We start from the raw sequence: 15,267 nt of genomic DNA, 5'->3' as shown, positions 1-15,267 counted from the left end.
AGAGTCAAGTGCAACGTTTTGCTAACCCCTCGGCTGCCAGTTCCATGGCCATGGCTTCCTCGGGCGTTTTCCAACCGAGCGTCTGGCGAGGACGTCCATTGAGCAGCTTGGCGATATCGTTCAATTGCGTCTGCGTGACGCCCGAGAGGTCCATGCCCTTTGGCAAGAACTGGCGTAGCAGGCCGTTTGTGTTCTCGTTGCTGCCGCGCTGCCACGGAGCGTATGGATCCGCGAACCAGATATCGAGGTTCAGTCGCTCGGCAAGCTCGACATGACAGGTCATCTCCGATCCACGGTCGTACGTCAGGCTCTCACGCAGGAAGGCCGGCACCTTCTTCATCTGGCGCGTGAAGCCCTCGAGTGCGTCTTGGGCGGTACAGCCGTCCATGCGGCACAGCACGACGAACCGTGTTTTACGCTCGACCAGCGTTCCAACGCAGGATCGATTGAACGCGCCTTTGACGAGGTCGCCCTCCCAATGTCCCGGCCATTGCCGCGTTTCAATCTGCTCAGGCCGATGAATGATGCGCAATTCATCCGGCACGAAGCTCTTGCGCGCAAGGGTTCGACGGGTGGTGCCGCGCGCAGGCTTCTCTTGGCGAAGCGCCTCGATCATCGCCTGCTTGAGTCCACCTCGGGGATGGGTATAGATCGCGGCGTAAATCGTTTCGTGGCTGACGCGCTGGTCAGGATTGTCTGGATGCATGTCGCGGAGTCTGGCAGCAATTTGCTGCGGCGACCAGCGTCGATAGACCAGTTGATGATGCACATGCCAGTACAGCGTACTGCCTTCGCTCAACTTACGACGCCGTACGCAGCGCCGACGGCGAAGCCGATAGGACGAGGCCGCCTGGGTTGCTTCGTAGCGCGGCGTTGCCGCATTCCGATTACGAGCCAGTTCGCGAGAAACCGTCGAAGCGCTGCGCCCCAATCGCCGTGCGATCTCTCGCATGCTGGTTCCCCGCTGACGTTCGATCATGATTGCCGCGCGGTCCTCCGCGCTCAGATGCTGGTACTTCTTCATCACAACACCTTACTTGATTCAAGGTGTTGCACTTGGAACTAGAGATTAAGCTTTTCCGGGAGCGTACTTTTCATTTAGGCACGCCGTCAAATCCGATATTGCCAATGATATTCAAACATGGAAAATACAACACATCTGCGACTCAAAGACGGTGCGGGAGGTTACACAAAACCGTCAGCGCGATTTCAATCGTGCTCGTTGACCGCACTCTTTCACGCGATGCCGGCCAAATTTATTTTTATCGCGCAAACGTTTCAAAAAAGGCTGCCGGCTGCTTTGTATGACAAATCAAGAGCGTCGCACCTGGCACCGCCGCACCGGATCGCGTCAGGCATTCGGTCGCCGCAGAATGCAATTTCGTCGTTTCAAACGATTTTATGAATATTTTAAACGAAATCCAATTCCATCAAGCAGACAATAGCGATCCGAATTACAAAACAACACCCGATCGCACGATATTTAACAATCTTTCCAGATAGTTAACCTATAAAGTTATTTTCGACGGACTTCCCTCGGAGCCGTCGAATTCGTGCCTTCAAAAACCACCGAATCTCCCCGGTTCGGTGGTTTCTTTTTTAACGGCGTTATTTCATCCGCCATTAACCCGCAACCACCCGAATGCCGGCAAGCGACGCGCGACGCGCCCTTACCCGGCCGTCGCGCCGATCAGGTTCGCGAGCAGCACGTCGTATTCGGCGACAAGTGCCGGGTTCGCCGACGTATAGCGGCCGAGCATCTCGCGCTGGCGCCGCGTGTATCCTTCCCAGTCGTCGTCGTGCATGTGCAGCGCGCGCAGTAGCGCGTCCGCCCCCTTCTGCACGTCGTTGTCCGGATAGTAATAGCCGAGATCCGGCGCGAGGCTCGCGTTGTGCACCAGCGGATAACCTTGCCAGCACACGTCGAAATAGAAGTAGTTGAGCGGGTTCGACCATTGGTGCGACACGACGACGTCGGTCAGGTCGGCCAGGAACAGCGGCGTGTCGAACCGCCCGACGAAGCTCGCCTTGCCCGCGCGCACGATGTCCAGGTAGTTCATCAGCATCACGAACTCGGGGCTGTCGTGCGCGAGGCGGTCGGCATTCGTCACGTGCGTGAAGCAGATCGCATCGGGGTCGCGGCGATACGCTTCGTCGATGATCAGCATCGGGTACACGCAGAACTTCACGACGTTGTGGTTCGGCTCCATCACCGTGAGCCGCTTGCCCGGCTCGCTGCGCGGCCGGTATTCGCCGCGCTCGGGAAGCGAGGCCGCGCGCGCGCTCAGGAACATCGGATCCCACACGAACGGCACGACGCGCCCCGGACATCGGCGCAGCGACTGCAGGAACGGCAGCGACGACGGCGCGATCTGCGGAATCGCCCACACCTCGTCGTAGCCGCGGTTGATGAACAGCGAATCCCACATCCGGCGGCCGAACAGCATCGATTCCATCGCGTTGATGTACTCGACGCCGCAGCAATAGCTGACGATCTTCGCGCCCCGCGCCTTCAGGTACGCCGTCTGCACACCGTCGATCTGGCCGCCGAGTTCGATCACCACGTCGAGCGCATCCTTCATGTCGGCAAACGCGCGCGTGTCGAACACGGTGCGATCCCACGGCAGCGCATCGGTGAGCGGCACGTCGGTCGTGTTGACCAGCGTCACGCGGTAGCCGTGCGGCGACGCCATCAGCAGCTTCGCGAGAAACAGCGCGTTCTGCTTGATGCCGTTGATCCACAGGCTTTCGTCGGGCGTGCGCAGGCCGATCGTGATGCCGATGCGCAGGCCGTTCAGGACAGGAGACGTCATCGTCGGCGGGATGGGAGAGTGAATGGACGCAGTGTAGCGCGGCCGCGCCCAAGGCAGGCAACTCCGCGAAAGCGGCCAGTCTAGAGGACTTCGGGTCACCTGACTGTCATGTATGGTCAGGGGCCGAACACCTGCTTACTCAGAGCCCTTCATGCGATTGTTACGGCTAGCGAACGCCGGATTCAACCACTTGCGCAAAAAACGTGTTCCTCGATCGGAGCAACTCGGGTTCGGCGTGGTCGTCGATCCGGCCGTCGGAGATGACGATCACCGCATCCACCTTCGCCATCGTGCTTGGCCGGTGCGTGATCATGACGATTGTCTTGCCTGAAAAGACCTCGAAAATCCTGTCGAGCACGAACTGCTCGGTGACGAGATCCAGCGACGACGTTCCCTCGTCGATGAGCACGATATCCGGCGCGCGCAGAAACAACCTCGCCAAAGCAAGCCTCTGCCTTTGGCCGCCCGAGAGTGTGGCACCGCGATCGCCGAGCATCGTGTCGAGCCCCTCCGGCAGTTGAGCAAGCAGATCATTCAACCCGGCGTATTCGAGTGCGGTGGTCAGGTCCACGTCGGATGCGTCCGGACACGCGATCTGCAAATTGAAGCGCAGCGTGTCCTTGAACAGGAACACGTCCTGTGAAACGCAACCGACGCGTTGGCTCAACGTCTGCCCATCGATGCACCCAATGTCCTCTCCAAATATCCGGATCGCCCCCTCGTCCGGGACAAGCTGCCTCGTAAGCGCCTTGACAAGCGTACTCTTCCCTGCACCGCTTGGTCCAGTGATGGCGACTCGTGTTCCTGAATCGATAGTGAAACCAATATCATGCAGGGATTGTCGGTTCGCTCCCGGGTAAGTCACGCAAACGCGCTCGAATTCGATTGCGGGTGCAGCAGATTTGGCCGGCGGCGTCGGGTTGAACCGGGACCACGGCGCAGTGGTAGTGGACAGCTTATCGAGGAATCGCCGGAACGTGGTCAGCGATTGTGTGATTTCCGTAAACATATTGCCGAGGACTTCGATCGGCGAAAGTAGCGTCACGGTGTACGCCGCAACCAGGACAAAATCTCCGATCGAACGCGCTCCGGTTGCGACTTCATGCAGAGCCATCAGGAATGTTATGCCAAACAGACCGATGAACAAGCAAGCGTTAATGAACTGCATACGCAAGCTGATTTGCCAATAGTGGCCTTGCGTATGCCGATCTTCGTCGAGCACCCTTTGGTAGCGGAAGAGCAAGAATTGATACCCGTTGAACTGGCGCGCCACCTGAATGTTCGCGATCGAATCCGTCAACGTCCCAAAGGATCTTCTGCCTGCATCCATGCAACGCGACTTCAGTTTGACCAACCGCCTGCCGTGGGTCATGTTATTCGTCACGAAGAGAGCAACATAGATCGCTATCGTCCCGGCAACCAGCAAATCACGATTGGAAGCCAGGACCACGACCGCAATGCAGACCTGGACAATCGGAGAGATAAGCGACGTGGAGAGATTGCGGATAATAAGGTATAGATCATTCGAAGCCTGGCTTATCTCCTGGGTCAGTTCTCCTGAATTCTTTTCGACGAAGAAACTTTCCGGTTGTCCGCAAAGGTAGTTGAAGTAATCGGCGAGCAGCGAGCGGTTTGCACGAAGGCGAAGCATGCTCTGAAGATAACGGTCGACGGTGCCCAGAAGCTTGGGCATCGCGATGGTGATCAGGTAACCCGCCGCGAGATAGATGATGTAAGCGGGCATCCGGCGATCCGCCGCGAGCAGGCTGTCGGTCAATCTCGCCAGGAAGACTGGTGACATCGCCATTGATGCAGCGGCTGACAGCGTGCAGAACAGGATTGCAACGATGAAATAACGCTCCCGGCGCTGCAGATGACGCCCGACTTCAGAATAGATTCCGATCCAACGCTTCATGGTCTGGTTAGCCTTGCAGATTGATGTTCGATCGATCGAATATGCGCTTCAATCTTGTACAGGTTGACGATGTGCTTGAAACTCTCGTTCAATGCAACTCGGCAGTTCTGCCGCACTTCTGCAAGCAACACGCGTCGGTCGATATGCAGCAGCGGCACAAAGTCTGAACGGTCGATCAGATCCAGAAGATTCGCTTCGGATTGAGACAGGAGTTCAAACAAATGCGCTGACGACGCGCGCTTCGTCCGCCGCCATGCAAACGACTTCCCGGACCGTCTGTAAATGGATTCGCGCAGCGTGACACGGTCATGTGTCTCCGTGAACATATCCTCGACGGGTATTTCGATCACGTGTCCGATGACGTTCTGCAGCAGCAACGGTGCCAGCATGAGGGGGCCGGTGCGAGGGACGCTTACTGACTGCAGCGCCTGCAGGATGGCCGAGAGATGGCTGAATTTCGCGGCGCGGGAATCCAGATCCCGAATCAGATAGTGACCAGATCGGCGTGACGACCGCTGTCTCCGCCTCGGCAGCCAGGCCGGCAACGAACCGGCAAGGAATTGCAGCCCAACCAGGCAGCGAACATTGTCGCACACGATTTCAACACCGCGCCGCCCCTTCAACCTGGACAATTTCCGTACGGTTCCAATGTACTCAAGTACCCGGCCCGCCTGCAACGCAGCGAGACACGAATTGCTCCCGGGGTTCTGGACGAATACGTGGTCCCCGCCATGCCCTGTCACGAGAAGTGACGTGTCATCGATCGACAGGTCGGAACGGGCTGAGGTGCAGGATCGGAAAATCGGTACATCGTGAGGAGATGAGGACCGGCCTTCGGCGGAAATCGTGAACGCCTGGCTGTAATCCTCTCGCTCGGGTACAAGACGTTGAATCTCGCAGCCGAGATCCAGCGCTACGGCGGACGCGTCCCGATACTCGCTGTCCCTCGCGTCGGGATCCGATTCGCTATGCAGTACGAGGGGCCTTGTGCCGTTCGCGAGCAGCGTCCAAAGCAAGGTGCTCGAGTCCAGTCCACCCGAGAACATCAACACAGTCGAGTCAAAAGGCTGCGTAAATGCGGCGAGAGTATCGCGCAGCGTATCGACGATATCGCCATTCGGAACGATCGGCCGATTGACGAACGTCGCACCGATGATGCCGGATTTCGACATCCTGATGCATTCACCGAGCATGACCTCGTTTATGTTCTCGAACGACGTGTGTCCATCGAATTTTTGCAGATGCGCGATGAAATCGTGGCAGTAGCCGAAATCGATCCGCTGCTTTGCGAACCCGCCACGCAAAGCTACGAGGACAGCCAGTTCGCTACAGGTGAGCATCATGCCGTCCGACTCGGTGTAGAAGATGTCTGTAGCGCGATACAGGCTTCTGACCACCTCCAGCGTGTCCGCGCCCAACAGGATCGACGTGAAATAGCCGATCGAATTCGATAGACGAGCACGTCTCTCTGCTGGTGGCCGGGCCCGACAGGTCGGCCACTCATATGCCATACCCTCGAAGAATTCGATGAAATTCCCCCACTTCGAAACCGTCCACCGTTCCGAACATCGAACAACGAATTTTCCGTGGCGATGAGTCGTCAGTCGATTTCTTCCCGTCCATTCATCGATGAGGAATTTCAAGTGCTTCGCGATGCCTTCCGGATAAGCGATGAACATCAAACCTCCAGGACGACCGCCAGGTTCTTTCGCAAATCGGCAGCGTCGTTCACGACAGTTCCGGCGACTTCGACCCATGCATGGCTGAAGAAGGGGCGCGTTCTTACCCCGACGACCAGATTCACATCGGGTATTTTTCGCCTCAGGAGAAGCGTCAGCGCAAGCGAATAGGTCAGGCATCGATTACCGCTGACGTCGCAGGCGAACACTCGGTTCAGACTGGCCATGGCGGTCTGCACGGTTTCGTCGACGTCCACGGCTCCGGATACCATTCTTGCCGGCCATTTCTCGATCGACGCGATCCGCCTGAATCCACCGAATTTGATCATGAGCGTCGCCCGATACAGAGCAACGAGCGATGCGCCGGTTCCCCAAAAGGTGGCTGGCACCTGGCGCGTCAAAGGCATCATCCAGCGTTGCTCCACATAGCTCTGCGGCTGCAAGCGGGTCGGAGGCATATCTGCGCGGTCGCGCGACTCTTCCAGCACGCCCATTATCCGCAGTGCATCGTGCAAGCCGGTCTCCCCATACCCCGCCATAGGCTGGTACAGGGCAGCCACGGCTTCCCGTGACACGCCCTTGATCAGATGGAACCGGTTGTCGTTGGTGGTGAGAATGATCAGGTCATCCTCGTAACAGGCCAGTCTCGCGTGCCGACTCAGTGCATAAGGCATTCAGCCATCCCGTGCATCGCTTGTGATTCAATCCCGGACCGAAAAAGGACGGCGGCTCACGATTGGAGCCAGCCGCCCTTCTTTTCGATCAGCCGTAGTAGCCCGAATCCATGATCTGCCAATCATGAATATTCATCGGCCGGTTGAAGTATTCGGCGATGCTGCCGTCTCCCCCCATGGTCAGCTTGCTGGCGTCCTGCTTCAGCGTAATAACGTCGACAGACCCGACGCGCGTGGTTTCGAACAATTCGTTGGTCGAGCTCTTTCCCATAGTATTCCTCAATAAATTTATCAAATGAACATATGAACCCTTCAAGAATGCGCATCACCATAAAAACGAATGATTCGCATTCGCATTCGAATGTATGAATGCCCGTTCCGTGTGTCAAGCCGATTGACATGTGCCCCGAGGGAATTTTTCGCGTGAAGCATGCCTCGCCATTACATACGGAGCCGACGAAAGCCATGCATTACCGACTACTCGAAGCCGCACTGGGCTTGAACTCTCAGTGGTTCTGGGGGGCGCTGCCGCATGAACCGACTGAGCGCACAGTTGCGCTGACGCTCACATGCAGCAGCAAGACGGCCTGCTTCATTAATTGTTAAAAATTATGAACTCCGCATAGAGTTCCTTTTTTTCAGACAGTGCCGCTGTATCACAGCGTCGACGGCAACGAGCCTGAAGGTCTGCGGCGCGGAGAAAGGGGGAATCAACACGGCCATTCGAAGCACCTTGCCTGATGCAAGGTGCGGTCGAGGCTCGATACGAAAACGAGCGTGTTAACGGCAACGCTCGCGACTGGTCAGAACCCTGTCGACGACGCGACGCTGACCGAATTGCTCGATCAAACTCCCGTCGACGAGCAAGTACATATTGTCGGCGGGGTGTAGCTCAAGATTCCAAGCCGCCCCCCCATCCCGGCGCTCAGGCGTCCGCCATCACCAGCAACTGCGCACCGTCCGCGACCTGGTCGCCGACGCCGTACAGCACTTCCGCGACGACGCCCACGCCCGGCGCGCCGATCGTGTGTTCCATCTTCATCGCTTCCATCACGATCAGCGGCGTGCCGGCCTCGACCTTCTGGCCCGGCTCCACCAGCACCGCGATCACCTTGCCCGGCATCGGCGCGGTCAGCCGGCCGCCGCCATGCTCGGCATCGCCGGCGTGCGCGAGCACGTTGCGCCATTCGAACGTCTCGGCGACACCCTGCGTGAACACGTGGAAGCTGTCGCCGTCCGCATACACGCGGCCGCTGCTGCGCACGCCGCCGAGCGTCACGTCGAAATCGAGCGGCGTCGCCCCGCGCGTCCATGCAAACGGCTGCGCGGCCGCGTCGCCCGCGGCGATGCGCGCGCTGCCGCCAGCGTCTTCGTAGGTCACCGTCACATCCGTTTCGCGCTCGGGCGCATGCCATTCGAGCGTGCGGCGATAACCGCCGTTCAGCCGCCAGTCCGGCAGCGAATGCCACGGCGACGCGCCTGCCTGCGCAGCCGCGCCGCGCTCGCGCGCGAGCAAGGCCGCGCAGGCCAGCGCGAGCGTCGCGCGCGGCGGCTGTTGCGGCGCGAACAGCGCATCGTGGTTGCGCTCGATCAGGCCCGTGTCGAGATCGGCGGTCGCGAATGGTGCGCACGCAACGATCCGCTGCAGGAACGCGGCATTCGTATACAGGCCGACCACTTCACAGGCCCGCAGCGCGCGCAGCATCCGGCCGAGCGCTTCCGCGCGGTCCGCGCCGTGCACGATCAGCTTCGCGATCATCGGATCGTAGAACGGCGTGATCGCATCGCCTTCGCGCACGCCGCTGTCGACGCGCACCGGCGCGCCGATCGCGAATTCGACGCCGTCCGGCAGCCGCAGGTGTTTCAGCGTGCCGGTCGACGGCAGGAAGCCGCGCGCCGGGTTCTCCGCATACAGGCGCGCCTCGATCGCATGGCCCTGCACGCGCAGTTCCTCCTGCTTCAATGGCAGCGGCTCGCCCGCTGCGACGCGCAGTTGCCATTCGACGAGATCGAGACCCGTGACCATTTCGGTGACCGGATGCTCGACCTGCAGGCGCGTGTTCATTTCCATGAAGTAGAACGCTTCGCCCGTCATGATGAATTCGACGGTGCCCGCACCGACGTAATTCACCGCACGCGCCGCCGCGACGGCCGCCTCGCCCATCGCGCGGCGCACGTCGTCGTGCAGGCCGGGCGCCGGCGCTTCCTCGAGCACCTTCTGGTGACGGCGCTGCACCGAGCAGTCGCGATCGAACAGGTACACGGTGTTGCCGTGGGTGTCGCCGAACACCTGGACTTCGACGTGGCGCGGGCGCGTCAGGTATTTCTCGATCAGCACGCGGTCATTGCCGAAGCTGCTCGCGGCCTCGCGCTGGCACGACGCGAGCGCCGCCGGGAAATCGGCGGAGCGCTCGACCACGCGCATTCCCTTGCCGCCGCCGCCCGCGCTCGCCTTCAGCAGCACCGGATAACCGATCTCGTCGGCTTCGCGATGCAGGTTGGCCGGGTCCTGATCGTCACCGTGATAGCCGGGCACGAGCGGCACCGCGGCCGCATGCATCAGCGCCTTCGCGGCCGCCTTCGAGCCCATCGCCGCGATCGCGTCGACCGGCGGCCCGATGAACGCGATGCCGGCCGCTTCGCACGCGTGCGCGAAATCCTCGTTCTCCGACAGGAAGCCGTAGCCCGGGTGAATGGCCTGCGCGCCGGTCGCGCGCGCGGCTTCGATGATGCGCTCGATGCGCAGGTAGCTGTCGGCGGCCGCCGAGCCGCCGATGTGCACGGCTTCGTCGCACGCGGCGACGTGCTTCGCGTTCGCGTCCGCGTCGGAATAGACGGCGACGCTCGCGATCCCGAGACGTTTGCACGTCGCGGCGACGCGGCAGGCGATTTCGCCGCGATTGGCGATCAGAATCTTGTCGAACATGGCTTCGGTGTCATCCGGAAAGTGAGTGGCACGCCGTCATTCACGCCACGCAGGCGTGCGTTTTTCGAGGAACGACGCGATCCCTTCGCGCGCTTCCGCGCCGGCGCGGGTCCGCGCGATCCAGTCGGCGGTCTGCTCGATCAGCGTCGCGTCGAGCGGCCGGCCGGCCACGTCGGCGACGAGCCGCTTGCACGCGCGCACCGCATCGGGGCCGTTCGCCACCAGCGCCGCAGCCAGCTTCGCGACGGTTTCGTCGAGCGCCTCCGCCGGCACCGCGTCGTGAATGAAGCCGAGCGACGCGGCGCGCGCGCTGTCGAACACTTCGGCCGTCGTGAAGTAGCGGCGCGCCGCGCGCTCGCCCATCGCGCGCACGACGTACGGCGCGATCGTCGCGGGAATCAGCCCGAGCCGCGCTTCGGACAGGCAGAACTTCGCGCCGTCGACGGCAATCGCGATGTCGGCCGCAGCCACCAGCCCCACGCCGCCCGCATACGCGTCGCCGTGCACGCGCGCGATCACCGGCTTGCCGCAACGATGGATCGCCTCGAGCATCCGCGCGAGCTTGCGCGCGTCGGCGCGGTTCTCGTCATCCGAGTAACCGGCCATCTTCTTCATCCAGTTCAGGTCCGCGCCCGCGCAGAACGCCGGGCCTTCGGCCGCGAGCACGACCGCGCGCACGCCTTCGTGCGCGTCGAGCCATTCGAACGCCGTGGTCAGCTCGGCGATCGTCGTCTCGTTGAACGCATTGCGCACGTCGGGCCGCGCGAGCGTGACGGTCGCCACGCGGCCGGCTTCGCTTACCTTGATCGTTTCGTGTCGCATCGGTGATGTCTCCCCGGCCGTTACATGCGGAACACGCCGAAGCGCGTGTCGTCGATCGGTGCGTTCATCGACGCGGCGAGGCCGAGCCCCAGCACGTCGCGCGTCTGCGCGGGGTCGATCACGCCGTCGTCCCACAAGCGCGCGCTCGCGTAGTACGGATGCCCCTGGCGCTCGTACTGGTCGCGAATCGGCTGCTTGAACGCGTCTTCCTCCTCGGCCGACCAGGCGCCGCCCTTCGCCTCGATGCCGTCGCGGCGCACGGTCGCGAGCACCGATGCGGCCTGCTCGCCGCCCATCACGGAGATCCGTGCATTCGGCCACATCCACAGGAAACGCGGATCGAATGCGCGGCCGCACATCCCGTAGTTGCCGGCACCGAACGAGCCGCCGATGATCACCGTGAACTTCGGCACCTTGGCGTTCGACACGGCCGTCACCATCTTCGCGCCATGACGTGCGATGCCTTCGTTCTCGTACTTGCGGCCGACCATGAAGCCCGTGATGTTCTGCAGGAACACGAGCGGGATCTTGCGCTGGCAGCACAGCTCGATGAAATGTGCGCCCTTCACGGCCGATTCGGAGAACAGGATGCCGTTGTTCGCGACGATCCCGACCGGATGGCCCCAGATGTGCGCGAAGCCCGTGACGAGCGTCGTGCCGAAGCGCGCCTTGAATTCGTCGAACTCCGAATCGTCGACGATGCGCGCGATCACTTCGCGCACGTCGAACGGCTTGCGCGTGTCGACCGGAATCACGCCGTACAGGCTGTTCGTGTCGTAGCGCGGCGGCTTCGGTTCGCGCAGCGCGACCGGCGACGCGATCTTCGGCGCCAGGTGGCCGACGATGTTGCGCGCGATGGACAGCGCATGCGAATCGTTCTGCGCGAGATGGTCGACCACGCCGGACAGGCGCGTATGCACGTCGCCGCCGCCGAGATCCTCGGCGCTCACTTCCTCGCCGGTCGCGGCCTTCACGAGCGGCGGGCCGCCGAGGAAAATCGTGCCCTGGTTCTTCACGATGATCGACTCGTCGCTCATCGCCGGCACATACGCACCGCCCGCCGTGCACGAACCCATCACGACCGCGATCTGCGCGATCCCCGCGGCCGACATCGTCGCCTGGTTGAAGAAGATGCGGCCGAAGTGGTCGCGATCGGGAAACACGTCGTCCTGGTTCGGCAGGTTCGCGCCGCCCGAATCGACGAGGTACACGCACGGCAACCGGTTTTCCGCGGCGATCTCCTGCGCGCGCAGGTGCTTCTTCACGGTCATCGGGTAGTAGGTGCCGCCCTTGACCGTCGCGTCGTTGCACACGATCACGCACTCGCGGCCCGCGATCCGGCCAATCCCGGTGATCACGCCCGCGCCCGGCGCGTCGTCGTTGTACATGCCGTTCGCCGCGAGCTGCGACAGCTCGAGGAACGGCGCGCCGGGATCGAGCAATTGCGCGATCCGGTCGCGCGGCAGCAGCTTGCCGCGCGACAGGTGCTTGTCGCGCGCGGCCGGGCCGCCGCCTTGCGCGAGCTGTTCGATCTTCGCGCGCAGGTCGGCGACGACCGCCTCCAGCGCCGCGGCGTTCGCGCGGAATTCTTCCGAACGCGGGTTCAGTTTCGATTCGATGATCGGCATCGACGGGGCTCCGTTCGCGTGACGTGGGGCGTTACATCGTTTCCGCGAACAGCTCGCGGCCGATCAGCATCCGGCGAATCTCGCTCGTGCCGGCGCCGATCTCGTACAGCTTCGCATCGCGCCACAGGCGCCCGACCGGGTATTCGTTGATGTAGCCGTTGCCGCCGAGGATCTGGATCGCCTCGCCGGCCATCCACGTCGCCTTCTCGGCCGTGTAGAGAATCACGCCCGCGCAGTCCTTGCGGACCTGGCGAATATGGTCGCTGCCCGCCGAGTCGAGATGGCGGCCCACTGCATACAGGTACGCGCGGCACGCCTGGAACGTGGTGTACATGTCGGCGACCTTGCCCTGGATCAGCTGGAATTCGCCGATCGACTGGCCGAACTGCTTGCGGTCGTGGATATACGGCACCACCGCGTCGAGACACGCGGCCATGATGCCCGTCGGGCCGCCCGACAGCACCGCGCGCTCGTAGTCGAGGCCGCTCATCAGCACCTTCACGCCGCCGTTGAGCTGGCCGAGGATGTTCTCTTCCGGCACCTCGACGTCCTGGAACACGAGCTCGCCCGTATGCGACCCGCGCATGCCGAGCTTGTCGAGCTTCTGCGCGACCGAGAAGCCTTTCATGCCCTTCTCGACGATGAACGCGGTGATGCCGCGCGAATTCGCCGCGACGTCCGTCTTCGCGTAGACGACGAGCGTGTCGCAATCCGGGCCGTTGGTGATCCACATCTTCGTGCCGTTGAGCACGTAGCGGTCGCCGCGCTTGTCCGCACGCAGCTTCATGCTGACGACGTCGGAGCCGGCGTTCGGCTCGCTCATCGCGAGCGCGCCGATGTGTTCGCCCGACACGAGCTTCGGCAGGTACTTCTGCTTCTGCGCGTCGGTGCCGTTGCGGTGGATCTGGTTCACGCACAGGTTCGAGTGCGCGCCGTACGACAGGCCGATCGACGCCGACGCGCGCGAGATTTCCTCCATCGCGACCATGTGCGCGGTGTAGCCCATGTTCGCGCCGCCGTATTCCTCGGAGACGGTCATGCCGAGCACGCCGAGATCGCCGAACTTCTTCCACAGATCCATCGGGAACTGGTCGGTACGGTCGACTTCCGCCGCGCGCGGCGTGATTTCCTTCGCCGCAAACGTCGCGACGGCGTCGCGCAGCATCTCGATGTCTTCACCGAGCATGAATTGCACGCCGGGCAGGTTGATCATGTCTCCTCCGTGTTCCAGAAAGTGGGGCGCATGCGCCGATTTCTGAGTTTCGCTCAAATCGGTTCAATGCGTCGATTCATTAAGCCAATACAGCGGAAATTTTGCACAGTTTCGCGCCTCGTCCGGCCTGGCGTCAATAGTTTTTTGAGTGACACTCAGATATCATTGCACCATGACAGCCGCTACCGCCGATACCATGACCGCCACCGCCAAAGCCGATCGCGCCGACTCGTCGCGCGCACCCGCCGGGCGCAAGTCCCAGCAGCGCGTGCAGGACATCCTGCGCGCCGGTCGTGACGTGTTCGCCGAAAAGGGTTACGAGCATGCGACGGCCGCCGAGATCGCGCAGCGCGTCGGCGTGTCGGAGGCGACGGTGTTCAGCTATTTCCGCGGCAAGCGCGAACTCTGCGCACGCGTGATCGCCGACTGGTACGACGAAATCATTGCCGCGTTCGAACACGGGATGCCGCTGGAAGCGTCGGTGCAGCAGCAGTTCGCGTTCATCGTGCGCACGCACTTGCGGCTGATGCTGGTGAACGGCACGGGGCTGTGCGCGCTGGTGCTGTCGGAAGGCCGGGCGAAGCAGCACGCGCTGAGCGACGAGCTCACCGCGCTGCAGCGCCGCTATACGGCGCCGCTGATGGACGTGCTCGCACGCGGCCAGGCGGCCGGACAGGTGCGCCGCGACATGCCGCTGAGCCTGCTGCGCTCGATGGTGTTCGGGCCGATCGAGCACGTGCTGTGGGATGCGATCCTCGGGCACCGCAAGCTCGATACGGAAACGACGGCCACGCAGCTGATCGACATGCTGTGGGCGGCCGTGCAGCCGCCCGCGCCGGAGCAGGCGGCGCTGGTGCGCTTCAGGAACGAGGTCGCGGAAGCGGTGCGGCGGCTGGAAGGGGACGCATCAAGCGCGTGACGCGGGCAGGCGGCGCGCCCGCCGCCCTTCCTCCGTGCCGCTCACGGCTCGGGACCGCTACGCATCCTCGCCGATCCGCAGCGGCGCGCGGCTCTGCTCGTTGTTCAAATGGACGAACTTGCGCAACAGCCGCATCAGCGCCTGCGCATCCTCCTCCCCCATCCCGTCGAACAGCCCCGCACGCAGTTCCTTCACCGACGGAATCAGGTGCGTGAGCAACTCGACGCCCGCCGGCGTCAGCAGCAGGCGCCGCTGACGCCGCGGCAGCACTTCGCGGACGATCAATCCTTTCGCTTCGAGCCGGACCGCGAGATCGGCCGTGGTCGACGTATCGAGCGCCACCCGCTGCGCGAGCGTCACCTGATCGAGCCCCGGATTCTCGTAGAGCATCCGCAGCACCGCGTACTGCACGGGCGTCACGTCCCGGCCCAGCTTCTCGTAGAACATCGCGACCGCGATCTGGTGTGCGCGCCGGATCAGGTGTCCGGGTTCGTCGTACAGATCGAGCGGGAAAGCCGGCGCGTCGGCGGGATTCTTTTTTTCCATGGATGAGTCGATGACAGAGGCGGCACGCGCCGGTTGCGCGCGCCGACGGCATGGCGCTGCCTCGCGCCATTTCCCGGGGAAAACCAGTATACCGCTCGCCTTGCTCCCGCCAATCTCAATGCGTACACTGAA

Annotated in this window: 12 protein-coding genes; 1 reads left to right on the top strand and 11 read right to left on the bottom strand. The window is 62.4% G+C overall.

All coding sequences use genetic code 11. The features are described 5' to 3' along the window. Positions 1-4 precede the first annotated feature (4 nt). From ACTJKF_RS27690 to ACTJKF_RS27645, 10 genes are all read right to left on the bottom strand, one after another. Entirely contained in the window at positions 5-1,024 is a 1,020-nt protein-coding gene (locus tag ACTJKF_RS27690; RefSeq protein ID WP_440624553.1) for an IS30 family transposase, read from the bottom strand. A 646-nt stretch (positions 1,025-1,670) separates the two neighbouring features. Then, entirely contained in the window at positions 1,671-2,813 is a 1,143-nt protein-coding gene (locus tag ACTJKF_RS27685; protein WP_440627895.1) for a DUF2827 domain-containing protein, read from the bottom strand. 166 nt (positions 2,814-2,979) lie between these two features. Then, complete coding sequence (locus tag ACTJKF_RS27680) at positions 2,980-4,728, bottom strand: ATP-binding cassette domain-containing protein (protein ID WP_440627893.1); 1,749 nt, start codon at positions 4,726-4,728, stop codon at positions 2,980-2,982. After that, positions 4,725-6,407: an asparagine synthase-related protein gene (locus tag ACTJKF_RS27675; protein ID WP_440627891.1), complete on the bottom strand. Its 1,683-nt coding sequence runs from the start codon at positions 6,405-6,407 to the stop codon at positions 4,725-4,727. The genes ACTJKF_RS27680 and ACTJKF_RS27675 overlap by 4 nt, the downstream gene beginning before the upstream one ends. Further along, positions 6,407-7,081 carry a lasso peptide biosynthesis B2 protein gene (locus tag ACTJKF_RS27670; protein ID WP_440627889.1) on the bottom strand — a complete coding sequence of 225 codons (675 nt, stop codon included), beginning with the start codon at positions 7,079-7,081 and terminating at the stop codon, positions 6,407-6,409. The genes ACTJKF_RS27675 and ACTJKF_RS27670 overlap by 1 nt, the downstream gene beginning before the upstream one ends. 88 nt (positions 7,082-7,169) lie before the next feature. Next, on the bottom strand, positions 7,170-7,352 hold the full coding sequence (locus tag ACTJKF_RS27665; protein ID WP_440627887.1) for an acinetodin/klebsidin/J25 family lasso peptide: 183 nt from the start codon (positions 7,350-7,352) through the stop codon (positions 7,170-7,172). Positions 7,353-8,006: 654 nt separating this feature from the next. Then, a complete protein-coding gene (locus ACTJKF_RS27660; RefSeq protein ID WP_440627885.1) occupies positions 8,007-10,007 on the bottom strand; it encodes an acetyl/propionyl/methylcrotonyl-CoA carboxylase subunit alpha in 2,001 nt (666 codons plus the stop codon). 36 nt (positions 10,008-10,043) lie between these two features. Next, on the bottom strand, positions 10,044-10,829 hold the full coding sequence (locus ACTJKF_RS27655; RefSeq protein WP_440627883.1) for an enoyl-CoA hydratase/isomerase family protein: 786 nt from the start codon (positions 10,827-10,829) through the stop codon (positions 10,044-10,046). A 20-nt stretch (positions 10,830-10,849) separates the two neighbouring features. Further along, positions 10,850-12,457, bottom strand: a complete 1,608-nt coding sequence (locus ACTJKF_RS27650) for a carboxyl transferase domain-containing protein (protein WP_440627881.1) — start codon at positions 12,455-12,457, stop codon at positions 10,850-10,852. A gap of 31 nt (positions 12,458-12,488) precedes the next feature. Beyond that, entirely contained in the window at positions 12,489-13,670 is a 1,182-nt protein-coding gene (locus ACTJKF_RS27645) for an isovaleryl-CoA dehydrogenase (protein ID WP_440627879.1), read from the bottom strand. Positions 13,671-13,842: 172 nt separating this feature from the next. On the opposite strand from ACTJKF_RS27645, the gene ACTJKF_RS27640 reads away from it, so the two are divergent. Further along, on the top strand, positions 13,843-14,589 hold the full coding sequence (locus ACTJKF_RS27640; RefSeq protein ID WP_440627878.1) for a TetR/AcrR family transcriptional regulator: 747 nt from the start codon (positions 13,843-13,845) through the stop codon (positions 14,587-14,589). Between the two features lie 57 nt (positions 14,590-14,646). Here the strand turns inward: ACTJKF_RS27640 and ACTJKF_RS27635 are convergent, their stop codons facing one another. Beyond that, positions 14,647-15,135, bottom strand: a complete 489-nt coding sequence (locus tag ACTJKF_RS27635; RefSeq protein ID WP_440627876.1) for a MarR family winged helix-turn-helix transcriptional regulator — start codon at positions 15,133-15,135, stop codon at positions 14,647-14,649. Positions 15,136-15,267: the final 132 nt, after the last annotated feature.

It is taken from the genome of Burkholderia sp. 22313 (genome assembly GCF_052045245.1).
Classification (GTDB): domain Bacteria; phylum Pseudomonadota; class Gammaproteobacteria; order Burkholderiales; family Burkholderiaceae; genus Burkholderia.
This window is presented reverse-complemented; position numbering and strand designations above follow the sequence as displayed.

Excerpts from the sequence above, each read along its gene's own strand:
- ACTJKF_RS27680 (WP_440627893.1), bottom strand. The coding sequence starts at position 4,728 with ATGAAGCGTTGGATCGGAATCTATTCTGAAGTCGGGCGTCATCTGCAG.
- ACTJKF_RS27670 (WP_440627889.1), bottom strand. The coding sequence starts at position 7,081 with ATGCCTTATGCACTGAGTCGGCACGCGAGACTGGCCTGTTACGAGGAT.
- ACTJKF_RS27665 (WP_440627887.1), bottom strand. The coding sequence starts at position 7,352 with ATGGGAAAGAGCTCGACCAACGAATTGTTCGAAACCACGCGCGTCGGG.
- ACTJKF_RS27690 (WP_440624553.1), bottom strand. The coding sequence starts at position 1,024 with ATGAAGAAGTACCAGCATCTGAGCGCGGAGGACCGCGCGGCAATCATG.
- ACTJKF_RS27645 (WP_440627879.1), bottom strand. The coding sequence starts at position 13,670 with ATGATCAACCTGCCCGGCGTGCAATTCATGCTCGGTGAAGACATCGAG.
- ACTJKF_RS27635 (WP_440627876.1), bottom strand. The coding sequence starts at position 15,135 with ATGGAAAAAAAGAATCCCGCCGACGCGCCGGCTTTCCCGCTCGATCTG.
- ACTJKF_RS27640 (WP_440627878.1), top strand. The coding sequence starts at position 13,843 with ATGACAGCCGCTACCGCCGATACCATGACCGCCACCGCCAAAGCCGAT.
- ACTJKF_RS27685 (WP_440627895.1), bottom strand. The coding sequence starts at position 2,813 with ATGACGTCTCCTGTCCTGAACGGCCTGCGCATCGGCATCACGATCGGC.
- ACTJKF_RS27655 (WP_440627883.1), bottom strand. The coding sequence starts at position 10,829 with ATGCGACACGAAACGATCAAGGTAAGCGAAGCCGGCCGCGTGGCGACC.
- ACTJKF_RS27650 (WP_440627881.1), bottom strand. The coding sequence starts at position 12,457 with ATGCCGATCATCGAATCGAAACTGAACCCGCGTTCGGAAGAATTCCGC.
- ACTJKF_RS27660 (WP_440627885.1), bottom strand. The coding sequence starts at position 10,007 with ATGTTCGACAAGATTCTGATCGCCAATCGCGGCGAAATCGCCTGCCGC.
- ACTJKF_RS27675 (WP_440627891.1), bottom strand. The coding sequence starts at position 6,407 with ATGTTCATCGCTTATCCGGAAGGCATCGCGAAGCACTTGAAATTCCTC.